At 50.0% G+C, this 17,677-nt stretch carries 10 protein-coding genes and 2 rRNA genes (1 of these 12 running past the window's edge); 9 read left to right on the top strand and 3 right to left on the bottom strand.

Annotation, left to right across the window (positions count from 1 at the left end):
• Together JTI85_RS03255 and JTI85_RS03250 are read right to left on the bottom strand one after the other, a co-directional pair.
• Positions 1–544, bottom strand: a 23S ribosomal RNA gene (locus tag JTI85_RS03255) (it extends 2,363 nt beyond the left edge of the window).
• Positions 545–777: 233 nt separating this feature from the next.
• Positions 778–2,319, bottom strand: a 16S ribosomal RNA gene (locus JTI85_RS03250).
• Together the 16S and 23S rRNA genes form the textbook arrangement of a ribosomal RNA operon.
• A 613-nt stretch (positions 2,320–2,932) precedes the next feature.
• On the opposite strand from JTI85_RS03250, the gene JTI85_RS03245 reads away from it, so the two are divergent.
• From JTI85_RS03245 to JTI85_RS03225, 5 genes are all read left to right on the top strand, one after another.
• Positions 2,933–4,564: a sensor histidine kinase gene (locus tag JTI85_RS03245; RefSeq protein WP_048213859.1), complete on the top strand. Its 1,632-nt coding sequence runs from the start codon at positions 2,933–2,935 to the stop codon at positions 4,562–4,564.
• Entirely contained in the window at positions 4,561–5,280 is a 720-nt protein-coding gene (dcuR, locus tag JTI85_RS03240; RefSeq protein WP_048213860.1) for a two-component system response regulator DcuR, read from the top strand. Before JTI85_RS03245 ends, dcuR begins: the two co-directional genes overlap by 4 nt.
• A gap of 753 nt (positions 5,281–6,033) precedes the next feature.
• Positions 6,034–7,374: an anaerobic C4-dicarboxylate transporter DcuB gene (gene dcuB / locus JTI85_RS03235; protein ID WP_048213861.1), complete on the top strand. Its 1,341-nt coding sequence runs from the start codon at positions 6,034–6,036 to the stop codon at positions 7,372–7,374.
• A 96-nt stretch (positions 7,375–7,470) separates the two neighbouring features.
• On the top strand, positions 7,471–9,117 hold the full coding sequence (fumA, locus tag JTI85_RS03230) for a class I fumarate hydratase FumA (RefSeq protein WP_061067059.1): 1,647 nt from the start codon (positions 7,471–7,473) through the stop codon (positions 9,115–9,117).
• Positions 9,118–9,264: 147 nt separating this feature from the next.
• Complete coding sequence (locus tag JTI85_RS03225) at positions 9,265–9,897, top strand: DUF2238 domain-containing protein (RefSeq protein ID WP_048213863.1); 633 nt, start codon at positions 9,265–9,267, stop codon at positions 9,895–9,897.
• A 54-nt stretch (positions 9,898–9,951) separates the two neighbouring features.
• Here the strand turns inward: JTI85_RS03225 and JTI85_RS03220 are convergent, their stop codons facing one another.
• Positions 9,952–11,307: an alpha-glucosidase/alpha-galactosidase gene (locus tag JTI85_RS03220; protein WP_105242140.1), complete on the bottom strand. Its 1,356-nt coding sequence runs from the start codon at positions 11,305–11,307 to the stop codon at positions 9,952–9,954.
• A 268-nt stretch (positions 11,308–11,575) separates the two neighbouring features.
• Between JTI85_RS03220 and melR the strand changes: the two genes are divergently transcribed.
• From melR to adiC, 4 genes are all read left to right on the top strand, one after another.
• Complete coding sequence (gene melR / locus JTI85_RS03215) at positions 11,576–12,508, top strand: transcriptional regulator MelR (protein WP_061067057.1); 933 nt, start codon at positions 11,576–11,578, stop codon at positions 12,506–12,508.
• Between the two features lie 275 nt (positions 12,509–12,783).
• On the top strand, positions 12,784–15,051 hold the full coding sequence (gene adiA, locus JTI85_RS03210) for an arginine decarboxylase (RefSeq protein WP_101742870.1): 2,268 nt from the start codon (positions 12,784–12,786) through the stop codon (positions 15,049–15,051).
• A 315-nt stretch (positions 15,052–15,366) separates the two neighbouring features.
• Entirely contained in the window at positions 15,367–16,128 is a 762-nt protein-coding gene (locus JTI85_RS03205) for an AraC family transcriptional regulator (protein WP_048213867.1), read from the top strand.
• 127 nt (positions 16,129–16,255) lie between these two features.
• Positions 16,256–17,593: an arginine/agmatine antiporter gene (gene adiC, locus JTI85_RS03200; RefSeq protein WP_219352109.1), complete on the top strand. Its 1,338-nt coding sequence runs from the start codon at positions 16,256–16,258 to the stop codon at positions 17,591–17,593.
• Positions 17,594–17,677 lie beyond the last annotated feature (84 nt).

The following is a 17,677-nucleotide window of genomic DNA, read 5'->3' as shown; positions in this document are numbered from 1 at the left end:
AGAGGCTCCCACTGCTTGTACGTACACGGTTTCAGGTTCTTTTTCACTCCCCTCGCCGGGGTTCTTTTCGCCTTTCCCTCACGGTACTGGTTCACTATCGGTCAGTCAGGAGTATTTAGCCTTGGAGGATGGTCCCCCCATATTCAGACAGGATACCACGTGTCCCGCCCTACTCTTCGAGTTCACAACCTGTGCATTTTGGTGTACGGGACTATCACCCTGTACCGTCGGACTTTCCAGACCGTTCCACTAACACACAAGCTGATTCAGACTCTGGGCTGCTCCCCGTTCGCTCGCCGCTACTGGGGGAATCTCGGTTGATTTCTTTTCCTCGGGGTACTTAGATGTTTCAGTTCCCCCGGTTCGCTTCATTACGCTATGGATTCACGTAATGATAGTGTGTCGAAACACACTGGGTTTCCCCATTCGGAAATCGCCGGTTATAACGGTTCATATCACCTTACCGACGCTTATCGCAGATTAGCACGTCCTTCATCGCCTCTGACTGCCAGGGCATCCACCGTGTACGCTTAGTCGCTTAACCTCACAACCCGAAGATGTTTCGTAAAACACCACCGTGTTGCGAAAATTTGAGAGACTCGAACACACCATTTTTCATTTCTTATTACGGAGAAATGAAACAGTGTGTCGTTTCAATTTTCAGCTTGATCCAGATTTTTAAAGAGCAAAACTTCTTAATGCACTCGAAAGTACATTCAGAAGTTCATCATTCATCAGACAATCTGTGTGAGCACTTCAAAGAACGCTTCTTTAAGGTAAGGAGGTGATCCAACCGCAGGTTCCCCTACGGTTACCTTGTTACGACTTCACCCCAGTCATGAATCACAAAGTGGTAAGCGCCCTCCCGAAGGTTAAGCTACCTACTTCTTTTGCAACCCACTCCCATGGTGTGACGGGCGGTGTGTACAAGGCCCGGGAACGTATTCACCGTGGCATTCTGATCCACGATTACTAGCGATTCCGACTTCATGGAGTCGAGTTGCAGACTCCAATCCGGACTACGACGCACTTTATGAGGTCCGCTTGCTCTCGCGAGGTCGCTTCTCTTTGTATGCGCCATTGTAGCACGTGTGTAGCCCTACTCGTAAGGGCCATGATGACTTGACGTCATCCCCACCTTCCTCCAGTTTATCACTGGCAGTCTCCTTTGAGTTCCCGGCCGGACCGCTGGCAACAAAGGATAAGGGTTGCGCTCGTTGCGGGACTTAACCCAACATTTCACAACACGAGCTGACGACAGCCATGCAGCACCTGTCTCACGGTTCCCGAAGGCACCAAGCCATCTCTGGCAAGTTCCGTGGATGTCAAGAGTAGGTAAGGTTCTTCGCGTTGCATCGAATTAAACCACATGCTCCACCGCTTGTGCGGGCCCCCGTCAATTCATTTGAGTTTTAACCTTGCGGCCGTACTCCCCAGGCGGTCGACTTAACGCGTTAGCTCCGGAAGCCACGCCTCAAGGGCACAACCTCCAAGTCGACATCGTTTACGGCGTGGACTACCAGGGTATCTAATCCTGTTTGCTCCCCACGCTTTCGCACCTGAGCGTCAGTCTTTGTCCAGGGGGCCGCCTTCGCCACCGGTATTCCTCCAGATCTCTACGCATTTCACCGCTACACCTGGAATTCTACCCCCCTCTACAAGACTCTAGCCTGCCAGTTTCGGATGCAGTTCCCAGGTTGAGCCCGGGGATTTCACATCCGACTTGACAGACCGCCTGCGTGCGCTTTACGCCCAGTAATTCCGATTAACGCTTGCACCCTCCGTATTACCGCGGCTGCTGGCACGGAGTTAGCCGGTGCTTCTTCTGCGAGTAACGTCAATCACTAAGGTTATTAACCTTAATGCCTTCCTCCTCGCTGAAAGTACTTTACAACCCGAAGGCCTTCTTCATACACGCGGCATGGCTGCATCAGGCTTGCGCCCATTGTGCAATATTCCCCACTGCTGCCTCCCGTAGGAGTCTGGACCGTGTCTCAGTTCCAGTGTGGCTGGTCATCCTCTCAGACCAGCTAGGGATCGTCGCCTAGGTGAGCCGTTACCCCACCTACTAGCTAATCCCATCTGGGCACATCCGATGGCAAGAGGCCCGAAGGTCCCCCTCTTTGGTCTTGCGACGTTATGCGGTATTAGCTACCGTTTCCAGTAGTTATCCCCCTCCATCGGGCAGTTTCCCAGACATTACTCACCCGTCCGCCACTCGTCACCCAAGGAGCAAGCTCCTCTGTGCTACCGTTCGACTTGCATGTGTTAGGCCTGCCGCCAGCGTTCAATCTGAGCCATGATCAAACTCTTCAATTTAAGTTTGATGCTCGTGAATTAAACTTCGTAATGAATTACGTGTTCACTCAGAGACNNNNGTATTCATTTTTCGTCTTGCGACGTTAAGAATCCGTATCTTCGAGTGCCCACACAGATTGTCTGATAAATTGTTAAAGAGCAGTTGCGACGCGCTTTAGCGCTCTGTCGCGAGGTGGCGTATATTACGCTTTCCTCTTTCAGAGTCAACCCTCATTTTCAGGTTTYTCTCTTCAACCGGCCCGGCTGTTTGTGTGAAGTGATTCACATCCGCCGTGTCGATGGAGGCGCATTATAGGGAGTTTCCCTCAGCCCGCAACCCTTAAATGACAGAAAAATGACTGACTGCTGCAWTCCMCAGCARAMCCCCGCCTTATACCYATTTACRCACAGAGTTATCCACAAAGCCGTCAATATTTCCTGCATCACATCCCGGAAAAAGAAGAAACCAACATTGAATCCTCTTTTCTATATAGAAAGAAAATAACGGATGCCCATTTTCTACTACATATATAAGAAGGGATGGCGGCGGGAATGCCCGAATCCCCCTACTACCTTTGAATTACGTACCTCATCGGGCGATAATACCCGCACAAACAGTGATTCCAGGACGGCGATGAGACACCCTCTGCAACGAACGGCTATACGCAAACGCCCGATGAAACTCGGCACAACCGTGATCCTCATGGTCAGCGCGGTCCTCTTCTCTGTGCTGCTCGTCGTTCATTTGATTTACTTCTCGCAAATCAGCAACACGACACGTGATGCCTTAGCAGACAAAGCGCTTGCGGTCGCGCGAACGTTGGCAAACTCTCCTGAAATCCGCGAGGGGCTCAAGAAAAAGCCTGAGGACAGCGGCATCCAGGCAATTGCTCAAGCGGTAAATAAGCGCAACGATTTTTTATTCATCGTTGTCACGGATATGAAAAGCATTCGTTATTCGCACCCTGAAGCACAACGTATCGGCCAACCGTTTAAAGGCGACGATATCCTGTTGGCGTTACAGGGCAAAGAGAACGTTGCCATTAATCGCGGCTTTCTGGCTAAAGCGCTACGCGTTTTCACCCCTATTTATGACGATCATCACCAGCAGATTGGGGTTGTGTCGATCGGTCTCGAGTTAAGCAGGGTCACCGAACAGATCAATAACAGCCGCGGCAGTATCTTTTGGTCTATCTTATTTGGCGTTCTGGTTGGGTTACTAGGTACCTGGGTATTGGTGAAGGTTCTCAAACGCATTCTGTTTGGTCTGGAGCCTTATGAAATATCCAACCTGTTCGAACAGCGCCAGGCGATGCTGCACTCTATAAAGGAGGGGGTCATTGCCGTTGATGATAGTGGTGAAGTCACGCTAATAAACCAGGCCGCCCAGGAGCTATTGGATTACCGAAAGTCGCAGGATGATGCCCAACTCTCCACACTCAGCCATGCATGGTCTCAGGTAGTTGATCTTTCGCAGGTGCTACGTGATGGAACACCACGCCGCGATGAGGAGATCACGGTGAAGGACCGGCTGCTTTTAATCAACACCGTTCCAGTACTCAGCAATGGCAGAATCATCGGGGCAATTTCAACGTTCAGAGACAAGACGGAAGTCCGAAAACTCATGCAACGTCTGGACGGTATGGTTAACTATGCCGATGCACTTCGTGAACGATCCCACGAATTCATGAACAAGTTACACGTGATTCTGGGATTATTGCACCTGAAAAGTTATAAGCAGTTGGAAAATTATATCATTAAGACGGCCAACAATTATCAGGAAGAGATTGGCTCACTGTTAGGCAAAATAAAATCACCGGTGATCGCGGGCTTTTTACTCAGTAAGATTAATCGCACATCTGATTTAGGTCATAGTCTGATCATTAGTAATGAAAGCCAGTTGCCGGAAAATAGTAATGAAGATCAGGTGGCAGTGTTGATCACCGTGCTGGGTAATTTGATTGAAAACGCCCTGGAGGCGCTAGGTCAAGAACCGGGGGGTGAGATCAGCGTATCCTTACATTATCGACACGGCTGGTTGCATTGCGAAGTGAATGACGATGGTCCGGGGATCGCCCCCGAACGCATTGACCACATCTTTGAGAAGGGCGTCTCGTCAAAAGGAACCGAACGAGGCGTCGGTTTAGCACTTGTGAAACAGCAGGTTGAAAACGTTGGCGGCAATATTTCCGTCGAATCCGAACCTGGGGTCTTCACCCAATTTTTTGTACAGTTACCGTGGAATGGTGAGAGGGCCAGCAGATGATCAATGTCTTAATTGTCGATGACGATGCAATGGTAGCGGAGTTAAACCGCCGTTATGTCGCGCAGCTGTCTGGTTTTCATTGCTGCGGAACGGCCTCTACTCTCGAAAAAGCCAAAGAGATCATCTTTCATGGCGAACATCGTATTGACCTGATTCTACTGGATATTTATATGCAGAAAGAAAACGGTCTGGACCTGTTACCCATTCTGCACAGCGAAGGCTGTAAATGTGATGTCATCGTCATCTCCTCCGCCGCCGATGCGACAACCATTAAAGACTCACTCCACTACGGTGTCGTTGATTATCTGATCAAACCATTTCAGGCCTCACGCTTTGAAGAAGCCTTAACCAACTGGCTGCAGAAGAAAACGGATATGGAGAAGCATCAGTACTATGAACAGTCAGAGCTTGACCAACTGATTCATGGTAGCTCTTCCAGCGAGCAGGAAACGCGGCGCTTACCTAAGGGGCTGACACCACAAACGTTACGTACGCTGTGCCAGTGGATTGATGAGCACCAGGACCAGGAATTCTCCACGGATGAACTGGCGAACGAGGTCAATATCTCCCGGGTCTCATGCCGTAAATACCTTATCTGGCTCGTCAATTGTCATATCTTATTTACCAGTATCCATTATGGTGTTACTGGCCGACCAGTTTACCGCTACCGCGTTCAGGCTGAGCATTACTCATTACTTAAACAATACTGCCAATAAAACGCTCCCCCAGGGATTATTCGTTATATAAAAGTAACAATTATTAAAATAATGAAAAATCCCTTTTTATCCCGCTAAAGCAGATAAATAGTGAATTTGCGTTAGATCAAATATATTTGTATCAAACATGTTAAATTCATTATTTTGTTATTGATAAACATCACACTGTTTTTAATTTCAAAATCGCTAACAAAAGTTAATTAAGTATTAACTAACTCACAGAGTGTGTATTTTTACTCCTAAAGGATTAGTCTGAATTTCATCAGACATAAAAATCTAGACTGGTAGCAATGGAGACCATGCTACGTACTATGGACACCGTACATTTTTGTGAGCAAATAAACGTATCCGTACGCCAGACTCATTACCACATGACATGGCGTGACCGCGATCACATAAAGAATACACTCACCTGGTATACCGGTGTTTTACGTAATAGCGGACAATGTAGAACCAACGGTCAGCCCCCGGAAAACCGGTGTAAGCCAGCCCAACTACAGCGTCAGCCGCAGCGCTTCATAACCAGCCCTACTTCCCATCGCCTGAGGATTCTCTCCTCTGATCAATGCCATAGAAAAAAGCTAAATATTTCCAAAAAGTTATAAATACATTCTAGCCAGACATTTAAACATTAATCGCAAATACGGACATATCGAATACTGACCATTTTTTGATGCTTATTCCGGCAAAAAAGAATGTGCCACAGATCCATTTTTCAAAAAATTGACTGGGTTTTTCGCGAGGGTAAATAAAATGTTATTTAGTATACAACTTCTCATAATATTAATATGTTTGTTTTATGGTGCCCGAAAGGGCGGTATCGCGCTGGGTTTGTTAGGCGGTATCGGCCTGGTTATTCTGGTTTTCGTGTTCCATCTCCAGCCGGGTAAACCCCCTGTTGATGTAATGCTGGTTATTATTGCCGTGGTGGCCGCTTCTGCAACCTTGCAAGCCTCCGGCGGTCTTGACGTTATGCTGCAAATTGCTGAAAAGCTGCTGCGTCGTAACCCAAAATACGTTTCTATCGTAGCACCATTTGTTACCTGTACCCTGACTATCCTGTGCGGTACCGGCCACGTGGTGTACACCATTCTGCCGATCATTTATGACGTCGCCATTAAGAACAATATTCGCCCGGAACGCCCAATGGCGGCGAGTTCTATCGGTGCACAGATGGGGATTATCGCCAGTCCGGTTTCTGTAGCCGTTGTCTCGCTGGTTGCGATGCTGGGTAACGTGACATTTGAAGGCAAGCACCTCGAATTCCTCGACCTGCTTGGCATCACCATTCCGTCTACCCTGCTGGGTATCCTGGCTATCGGTATTTTCAGCTGGTTCCGTGGTAAAGATCTGGATAAAGACGAAGAGTTCCAGAAGTTTATTTCCGTACCTGAAAACCATCACTATGTGTATGGCGACACGGCAACACTGTTAGACAAAAAACTGCCGAAAAGTAACTGGCTGGCAATGTGGATCTTCCTCGCTGCCATCGCCGTTGTTGCCGTGCTCGGTGCAGTATCTGAACTGCGCCCTTCTTTTGGTGGCAAACCGCTGTCAATGGTCCTGGTTATCCAGATGTTCATGCTGCTGACTGGCGCATTGATTATCATCTTAACCAAAACGAATCCCGCATCTATCTCAAAAAATGAAGTCTTCCGTTCAGGTATGATCGCGATTGTTGCGGTGTACGGTATTGCCTGGATGGCCGAAACCATGTTCGGTGCGCATATGTCTGAAATTCAGGGCGTACTGGGCGAGATGGTGAAAGAACATCCGTGGGCCTATGCGATCGTCCTGCTGTTAGTCTCCAAGTTTGTAAACTCTCAGGCTGCAGCGCTGGCCGCTATCGTTCCAGTCGCACTGGCTATCGGGGTTGATCCAGCGTACATCGTTGCTTCTGCTCCGGCTTGTTACGGTTACTACATTCTGCCGACCTACCCGAGCGATCTGGCTGCTATTCAGTTTGACCGTTCAGGTACCACCCACATTGGCCGTTTCGTTATCAACCACAGCTTCATTCTGCCTGGTTTGATCGGCGTAAGCGTATCCTGTGTCTTTGGTTGGGTCTTCGCCGCAATGTACGGTTTCCTGTAATCACACTTCGCGTGCCGTCCGCTATGGTGCGGCACGCCACCGTTAAGACGCAGAGAATTTTTAAATTCCTGATAAAAATGAAAAGGCTGGAAGCAAATGTCAAAAGTTGAATTCACTTACCAGGCGGCTTTCCCACTGGGGGAAGACAAAACTGAGTACTACCTGCTGACATCCGATCACGTCAGCGTCGGCGAGTTTGAAGGCGAGTCAATCCTGAAAGTAGCGCCTGAAGCACTTACGCTACTGGCCCAGCAAGCCTTCCACGATGCCTCCTTCATGCTTCGCCCTGAACACCAACAGCAAGTCGCCTCCATACTCCATGATCCTGAAGCCAGCGAAAACGATAAGTATGTTGCGCTGCAATTCCTGAGAAACTCCGAGATTGCCGCCAAAGGCGTATTGCCAACCTGTCAGGATACCGGCACGGCCATTATCATGGGTAAAAAAGGTCAACGTGTCTGGACCGGCGGCGGTGACGAAGCGGCGCTCTCCAGAGGCGTATTTAATACCTATATTGAAGATAACCTGCGCTACTCGCAAAACGCGGCGCTGGATATGTACAAAGAAGTGAATACCGGCACTAACCTGCCTGCGCAAATCGACCTGTACAGCGTGGACGGCGACGAATATAAATTCCTGTGCGTGGCAAAAGGCGGCGGTTCTGCCAACAAAACCTATCTGTATCAGGAAACGAAAGCACTGCTGACTCCCGGCAAACTGAAAAACTTCCTGGTTGAGAAAATGCGTACGCTGGGGACTGCAGCTTGCCCGCCGTACCATATCGCATTTGTAATTGGTGGTACGTCAGCAGAAAGCACCCTCAAAACGGTGAAACTGGCCAGCACACACTACTATGATGCGCTGCCGACTGAAGGTAACGCTCACGGTCAGGCATTTCGAGATCTGCAACTGGAACAAGAACTGCTGGAAGAAGCCCAGAAACTCGGCCTCGGCGCCCAGTTTGGCGGGAAATATTTCGCTCACGACATCCGCGTGATTCGACTGCCTCGCCACGGCGCATCCTGCCCGGTAGGCATGGGCGTTTCCTGCTCCGCAGACCGTAATATTAAGGCCAAGATTAACCGCGAAGGTATCTGGATCGAAAAACTGGAACATAATCCAGGCCAGTACATCCCGGAATCTCTGCGCCAGGCCGGCGAAGGCGAAGTGGTTAAAGTCGACCTTAACCGTCCGATGAAAGAGATCCTTGCCCAGCTTTCTCAGTACCCGGTATCCACCCGTCTGTCGCTGAGCGGTACAATCATTGTGGGTCGCGACATCGCCCACGCGAAGCTGAAAGAACGTATCGAGTCCGGCGAAGGTCTGCCGCAGTACGTGAAAGATCACCCGATCTACTACGCGGGTCCGGCGAAAACGCCGGCAGGTTACCCGTCCGGTTCTTTGGGTCCAACCACTGCGGGTCGTATGGACTCCTATGTTGACCTGCTGCAGTCCCATGGCGGCAGCATGATCATGCTGGCGAAAGGTAACCGCAGCCAACAAGTGACCGACGCCTGCCATAAACACGGCGGCTTCTACTTAGGTAGCATCGGTGGTCCGGCAGCTGTACTGGCGCAACAGAGCATTAAGCATCTGGAATGCGTGGAATACCCAGAGCTGGGAATGGAAGCTATCTGGAAAATCGAAGTTGAAGATTTCCCTGCTTTCATCCTGGTCGATGACAAAGGCAACGATTTCTTCCAGCAAATCGTGAGCAAACAATGCGCTAACTGCGCGAAGTAACCTATTCGGCCCGGCACTGGACTGACACCAAATTTTTGGGGCCAGCCCAGTGATCCCCCCGGGCCAACTTTATCCCCCCATTAACTGGCGTTGAATTTTTGCCGTTCACAGTGAATAGTAATATTTTCCATTACTTGTGAATTCGCCATGCTCCGCACACTGAATCCTGTAATACTGAACACTGGCGCTATAGTGCTGGCGCTGATCCTTATCTACACTGGCTTCTGTGCCACCGAAAAATTGACCTGGCTGATGGAAGTGACGCCGGTCATTATTGTTGTGCCATTGCTGCTCGCCACCATGAAGCGCTACCCGCTGACTCCCATGCTCTACACGCTTATCTTCTTTCATGCCATCATTTTGATGGTTGGCGGCATGTATACCTATGCCAAAGTCCCCATTGGTTTTGAAGTGCAGGCGTGGTTGGATCTCAGTCGCAACCCCTATGACAAACTGGGTCATTTTTTCCAGGGACTGGTGCCAGCGCTGACGGCAAGAGAGATTTTAGTCCGCGGCAATATTGTCCGCGGCCGCAAGATGTTAGCGTTTTTAGTCTGCTGCGTAGCACTGGCAATCAGCGCCACCTATGAGCTCATTGAATGGTGGGCGGCACTGGCGATGGGGCAAGGCGCAGATGACTTCCTGGGTACGCAGGGCGATCCATGGGATACCCAGTCGGATATGTTCTGCGCCCTGCTCGGCGCGCTAACGACAGTGCTTGTACTGGCGCGAGTTCACTGTGCACAGCTGCGTCGCTACGGACTGGTAATCGCCAACTAAATATACATACTGCCGGATGTCGATAACGTTCATCCGGCAGACGCAAGATGGACCTTATTGATGCAACCAGGCCGGCAACCACTCACCGTGCGCGTCAATCAGATCATCCACCAACGCATAAATCTCTTCAATCCCTAATACCGCAGCGGTATGCGGATCCATCATCGCCGCGTGATAAATACGATCGCGATTCTCCGTCAGAATAGCTTCCGTCAGCAGGGTTTGAACATTGATATTCGTTTGCATCATCGCCGCCAAATGAGACGGGAGAGCCCCCACTTTTATCGGCTGAATACCATTGGCATCAACCAAACAAGCCACCTCGACACAACAACCCTGCGGCAGGTTATCGATCAGGTTGTCGTTACGAACATTGCCATACACCACGCTGGGTTCTCCGGTCCAGATAGCGTTCATGATTGTGCTGGCATATTCCCTTGACGGTTTGATATCAATGCGCGCCATCGTTTTGTACTCTTCCAGCTCTTTATGCCAGTTCGCCAGTTGCTCTACACAGCGCTTCGGATATTCATCCAGCGGAATCTTATAGCGCTCAATCAGATCTTCACGACCCGGTTTGATAAACCACGGCGTGTATTCAGCAAAGTGTTCCGACGACTCGGTGACGAAATACCCCAATTTTTTGAACATTTCATAACGCACAATGTTCTGGCAGCGAGTATTGCCGTGGATATTCGGTTTCGGGACCTGGCCTGTTGCATAAGCTGCCAGCAGTTCCGGATAGAGATCGACATAGGTCCCATCAGCCGTTTTACGCTCCAGTTGCAGATAAAACGCCATATGGTTGATCCCGGCGCTGCGATAACGCAAAGAAGCAGGATCAATATCCAGATCCCGCGCCAACTCTTCCGCCGTTCCCTGCACCGAATGACATAACCCAACCTGTTTAATATGCGGATAGCGTGCATACATTGCCCAGGTGTTCATCGCCATGGGATTAACATAATTAAGCAGGGTGGCATGCGGGCAGACGTCGGTCATATCCTCGCAAATCTGCCATAAATGCGGAATCGTACGCAGCGCGCGCATAATGCCACCAGGCCCCAATGTGTCGGCTATCGTTTGTTCCAGACCGTGGCGTTTGCACACGGAAAAATCGGTCACGGTACACGGCTCGTAACCGCCAATCTGGAAAGCGACTATTACAAAATCGGCATCCTGCAATGCCGTTTTTTGATCGGTATAGCAAGTGATCTGGCCGCAAGCGCCAGCCGAGTCCATCAGCTTACGCACCACAATATGCGACTCTTCCAGGCGGGCTGCATCGATATCCATTAAAGCAATATGTGCGGATTTCAGCGCATCGCGGTGAAAGACATCTCCGAGAATATTCTTCACGAAAATCGTCGATCCCGCGCCGATAAAAGTAATTTTGGGTGCAGACATCATGACTCTCCAGAACGTGGGGTGATGACGCCATGGTGGCATGAGGACGCAAGAAAAACGTCCGGCTTCTGTACCGAGTACTCCCAGAAACTCAGTTCGCCTTTTCGTTCGGGCGAAAACTGAGTTTCTGGGATAATTTTTGCCGAAAAGCAGAGTATACGGGTTCAAAAAAGCACACTACCCGGTAATGGTGACCTGATTTGCGCGCCGATTCGCAGTCTTATCCGCTGAAAAATGGCATGATTCTGAACAATCAGGAACTGGAGTTACCATGACCACGCCGCCAATCTCAGCGCTTCCCCCCGATCCGCACATGTGTAACAGCGATGAGAAACAAACCCGTAGCCCACTGTCGCTGTACTCGGAATATCAACGTCTCGATATCGAACTACGCGCACCGCACGCCATGACCACCAGCCACTGGCATGGACAGGTGGAGATTAACGTACCGTTCGACGGCGATGTGGAATACCTGATCAATAACGAAGTGGTGCAGATAAAACAGGGCCATATCACCCTGTTTTGGGCCTGTACGCCGCACCAGTTAATACGACCTGGCGCCTGCCAGAACATGGCTATCTTTAATTTACCCATGCACCTGTTTCTCTCCTGGCCGCTGGACCGTGAGCTGATCAACCACGTCACTCATGGCATGGTCATCAAATCACAGGCCTCTCAGCAGTTGAGCACCTTTGAAGTTCAGCGCTGGCAACAGGAGCTAAGCAGCCCGAACGAACAGATTCGCCAGCTTGCCATCGATGAAATTAGCCTGATGCTCAAGCGGTTTAGCCTCTCCGGCTGGCAGCCCGTCCTGGTCAATAAAACCGCGGGCACGCACAAAAACAGCGTTTCACGTCACGCGCAGTTTTACGTGAGTCAAATGCTCAGTTTTATTGCCGACAACTACGATCAGGCACTCACCATCAACGATGTTGCGGAGCACGTGAAGCTCAACCCCAACTATGCAATGGGGATTTTCCAGCGTGTGATGCAACTCACCATGAAGCAGTACATTACCGCGATGCGTATCAACCACGTTCGCGCATTGCTGAGCGACACTGATAAAACCATTCTGGACGTCGCCCTTACCGCCGGATTTCGCTCCAGCAGTCGTTTTTACGATACTTTCAGCAAATTTGTCGGCATGTCACCACAGCAGTACCGCAAACTGAGCCAGCAACATCGACAATCGATAGCCGGATAAGCGTCGGATGGCGCAAACACATGCCCACTGACAGCACACCCCATTCGGCAATATCAGTATCAGCCAAAAAAATAATTCCCCTGTCGATAAACAATGCTGAAAAACTGCCTTCGATGAATATTAACTATTTGTTTATAAAGGAATAAAAATAAAATACGCTCATTTATCAGCCACTTTACAGCCCAATTTGTCAGGATAATACTTGCCTGCGTCACATTCATACGGTGTGTCTGCAATCCATAAATTGCAACCTCTCCACTACCGGGTAAAAGATGATGAAAGTATTAATTGTTGAAAGTGAGTTTCTGCATCAGGACACCTGGGTTGGTAGCGCTGTTGAGCGTCTGGCTGATGCCTTAAGTCGCCAAAATGTTACCGTCATTAAATCCACCTCATTCGACGATGGTTATGCCATCCTCGCGGCAAATGAAGCCATTGATTGCCTGATGTTCAGCTATCAAATGGAACAACAAGATGAACACCTGAATGTCAGGCAATTGATCGGCAAGCTCCACGAACGCCAGCAAAACGTCCCCGTTTTCCTGCTGGGCGATCGGGAAAAAGCCACCGCATCGCTGGATCGCGATCTGCTGGAGCTTGTCGATGAATTCGCCTGGATTCTTGAAGATACCGCTGACTTTATCGCCGGGCGCGCCGTTGCTGCGATGACCCGTTACCGCCAACAGCTGTTACCACCGCTGTTCAGCGCGCTGATGAAATACAGTGACATTCACGAATATTCCTGGGCAGCCCCTGGTCACCAGGGCGGCGTGGGATTTACTAAAACGCCGGCCGGTCGTTTCTATCATGACTACTACGGTGAAAACCTATTCCGTAGCGACATGGGTATTGAACGCGCATCACTGGGTTCACTGCTTGACCATACTGGCGCGTTTGGTGAAAGCGAAAAATATGCCGCACGTGTCTTCGGCGCTGACCACTCATGGTCCGTGGTAGTCGGTACTTCTGGCTCTAACCGCACCATCATGCAGGCATGCATGACTGATAACGATGTGGTAGTGCTGGACCGTAACTGCCATAAATCCATTGAACAAGGGCTCATTCTTACCGGGGCAAAACCGGTGTACATGGTACCAAGCCGCAACCGCTACGGCATTATCGGGCCTATCTACCCGCAGGAAATGCAGCCCGAAACATTGCAGAGAAAAATCAGCGAAAGCCCACTGACAAAAGACAAAACCGGACAGAAACCGTCATATAGCGTTGTAACCAACTGCACCTATGACGGCGTCTGCTACAACGCAAAAGAGGCGCAAGACCTGCTAGCCCAGACCAGCGATCGCATTCATTTCGATGAAGCCTGGTACGGCTATGCGCGTTTCAACCCGATTTATGCCGATCACTACGCTATGCGTGGTGCACCTGGCGACCATAACGGCCCCACCGTTTTTGCCACCCACTCGACCCATAAGTTGCTGAATGCGCTCTCTCAGGCATCTTACATTCACGTCCGTGAAGGCCGTGGCGCGGTTAATTTCTCCCGCTTTAACCAGGCGTACATGATGCACGCCACCACGTCTCCGCTGTATGCCATCTGTGCATCAAACGACGTGGCAGTTTCCATGATGGACGGTAACAGCGGCCTGTCGCTCACCCAGGAAGTGATCGATGAAGCCGTCGATTTCCGTCAGGCGATGGCACGGTTGTACAAAGAATTCACGGCTGAGGGCGACTGGTTCTTCAAACCGTGGAACAAAGAGGTGGTTACCGATCCGCAGACCGGCAAAACCTATGACTTTGCCGATGCGCCAACCCAACTCCTGACGACCGACCAGAACTGCTGGGTAATGCGCCCCGGTGAATCCTGGCATGGGTTTAAAGACCTGCCAGATAACTGGAGCATGCTGGACCCCATTAAAGTCAGTATTCTGGCGCCAGGTATGGGTGATGATGGTGAACTGGAACAGACCGGTGTTCCGGCGGCGCTGGTTACCGCCTGGCTTAGCCGCCACGGCATCGTACCGACCCGTACCACCGATTTCCAGATTATGTTCTTGTTCTCAATGGGGATCACCCGTGGTAAATGGGGCACGCTGATAAACACACTGTGCTCTTTCAAACACCACTATGATGCCAATACTCCGCTCTCACAGGTGATGCCGGAACTGGTAGAGGAACATCCTGACACTTACGCAAACATGGGTATTCACGATCTGGGCGACACCATGTTCGCCTGGCTGAAAGAAAATAACCCAGGTAGCCGACTCAATGCGGCCTACTCTGGCCTGCCTGTTGCTGAAATGACCCCGCGTGAAGCCTATAACGCGATAGTCAGCGATAACGTTGAGATGGTGGCGATTGAAAATCTGCCGGGTCGTATCGCAGCCAACTCCGTCATTCCTTACCCACCGGGAATTCCAATGCTGCTGTCCGGGGAAAACTTTGGCGATGCCAACAGCCCGCAGATTAGTTATCTACGTTCGTTGCAATCCTGGGATCATCATTTTCCTGGCTTTGAACATGAAACCGAAGGAACGGAAATTATTGACGGTGTGTATCACGTCATGTGCGTGAAAGCCTAATGTCGTTTTTTAGATAGTCTATTTTTTATAAGGTTGACGTGTGATAGTTGAGTAATTCCTGAGTATTGCTGCAAAACAATAACATTGTCATACCTTTTGCGCGGGACCACCCCGCGCTTTTTTTATACGCAAATAGTACGTTGCCACTTGCGTAAAAAATTATGTACATGCCAAGAATCCCTACAGATATTGTAATTACTAAAAATCACGCTATTTTATCGCTTGTCTTGATTCATCATACAATTTTTTTTAGCCGCGATTACTCAGCAGGTGCTGAGTTACGGTATTTGATGTTCATATTCCGGGAGTTTGGGTATGAGGCTTTGCAGCAAAGAAGCTTGTGTTGTTGTATTAACGGAGAAAGATGTTTGGTTAAGGATTAACGGTAAAGAAGCCATCAGTTTAAAAGCTAACCACATGGCTCTGGTGGCGTGTGATAATAATATTATCGATTTTTCTTCACTTAATAACGCACTGGTCGTACATATCAGTCGCGATGTCATTAAAGACTATCTACGATTTTTAAATAAAGATCTTTCACAGTTCCCTCTCTGGCAACGTAGCGCCAATCCGGTGATGACCGCCGTATGCCTGACGCCGGATGTCTTTCGGGTTGCCGCTCAACACAGCGTGATGGAAACGCAAAACGAAGGCGAAAATGAGCGTACCCGTTCGCTACTGTTCACCGTATTATCGCGTTTTCTCGACAGCAAAAAGTTTATCTCCCTACTTATGCATATGTTACGCAATCGCATCAGCGACAGCGTTTACCACATCATTGAGAGCGATATTCATAAAGACTGGAATTTAAGCATGGTCGCCAGTTGCTTATGCCTGAGTCCCAGTTTGTTAAAGAAAAAGCTAAAAAATGAAAATACAAGTTACAGTCAAATAATAACCACGTGTCGTATGCGTTATGCCGTCAATCAATTAATGATGGACGGGAAAAACATTTCACAGGTATCTCAGCTGTGCGGATATAACAGTACTTCATACTTTATCTCCGTCTTCAAAGAGTTCTATGGAATGACGCCACTGCATTATGTCAGTCAACATCGGGAACCCTCCGCTGCCTGATTTTTGATCATTTAGCGATGAGCCATAATAATATCAGCATTGGCGATACCCCTGTTCCGCCATCATAAAATAGTCTTCTGAAGAGGTATGATGTGACGTCATTTATCCTTATCAGGAGTTAAAAAATATGTCGACGGATGCTGATGCTCACAAAGTGGGCTTAATCCCCGTCACCCTTATGGTGTCGGGGAATATTATGGGTTCCGGTGTATTCCTGCTACCCGCAAACCTGGCGTCAACTGGCGGGATTGCAATCTACGGATGGTTGGTCACTATTATCGGTGCGCTGGCACTGTCGATGGTGTACGCCAAAATGTCGTCCTTAGACTCCAGTCCCGGTGGTTCTTACGCTTATGCCCGCCGCTGTTTCGGTCCTTTTTTAGGCTACCAGACCAACGTGCTGTACTGGCTGGCCTGCTGGATTGGTAACATCGCCATGGTCGTTATTGGCGTCGGTTACCTGAGCTACTTCTTCCCTATCTTAAAAGATCCGTTGGTTCTGACGCTCACCTGTGTCGTTGTACTGTGGGTTTTCGTCTTGCTGAATATTGTCGGTCCAAAAATGATCACTCGCGTGCAGGCCGTTGCGACAGTACTGGCACTGGTGCCCATTGTCGGTATTGCCGTCTTCGGCTGGTTCTGGTTCCGCGGTGAAACCTATATGGCGGCCTGGAACATCAGCGGCATGAATACCTTCGGCGCCATCCAAAGCACCTTAAACGTAACCTTATGGTCGTTCATTGGGGTTGAAAGCGCCTCCGTTGCCGCCGGTGTGGTTAAAAACCCGAAACGTAACGTCCCTATCGCCACCATTGGCGGGGTACTGATTGCCGCCGTCTGCTACGTTCTCTCAACTACGGCGATTATGGGCATGATCCCTAACGCTGCGCTGCGGGTGTCAGCCTCACCGTTTGGTGATGCTGCACGCATGGCACTGGGTGATACCGCTGGGGCCATTGTCTCCTTCTGTGCAGCGGCTGGGTGCCTTGGCTCACTGGGTGGTTGGACACTGTTGGCCGGCCAGACCGCAAAAGCGGCAGCCGATGACGGCCTGTTCCCACCGATTTTCGCTCGCGTCAACAAGGCGGGAACACCGGTTGCCGGGCTAATCATCGTCGGGATCCTGATGACCCTCTTCCAGTTCAGCAGCATGTCGCCAAACGCCGCAAAAGAATTTGGTCTGGTCTCTTCGGTCTCCGTTATCTTCACCCTGGTGCCATATCTGTACACCTGCGCGGCATTGCTGCTGCTGGGCCACGGTCACTTTGGTAAAGCGCGTCCGATGTACTTACTGGTGACCTTTGTGGCATTTGTCTACTGCATCTGGGCGGTGGTGGGTTCTGGCGCCAAAGAAGTGATGTGGTCGTTCGTGATGTTGATGGTAATCACCGCACTGTATGCGCTCAATTACAACCGGATCCATAAAAACCCGTATCCTCTGGATGCCCCGACCAACAATAATTAATGCCTGTAAGCGTCGTTGCCCGATGACATAAGCGCATCGGGCCTACGCATCACACACCCCACCAGTACCTGCTAACATTAAGAA

Source organism: Citrobacter sp. Colony219 (assembly GCF_019382635.1).
GTDB classification, from domain to species: domain Bacteria; phylum Pseudomonadota; class Gammaproteobacteria; order Enterobacterales; family Enterobacteriaceae; genus Citrobacter; species Citrobacter youngae.
Note: the sequence above shows the minus strand (reverse complement) of the source record. Positions and strands in the feature narration are given on the sequence as shown.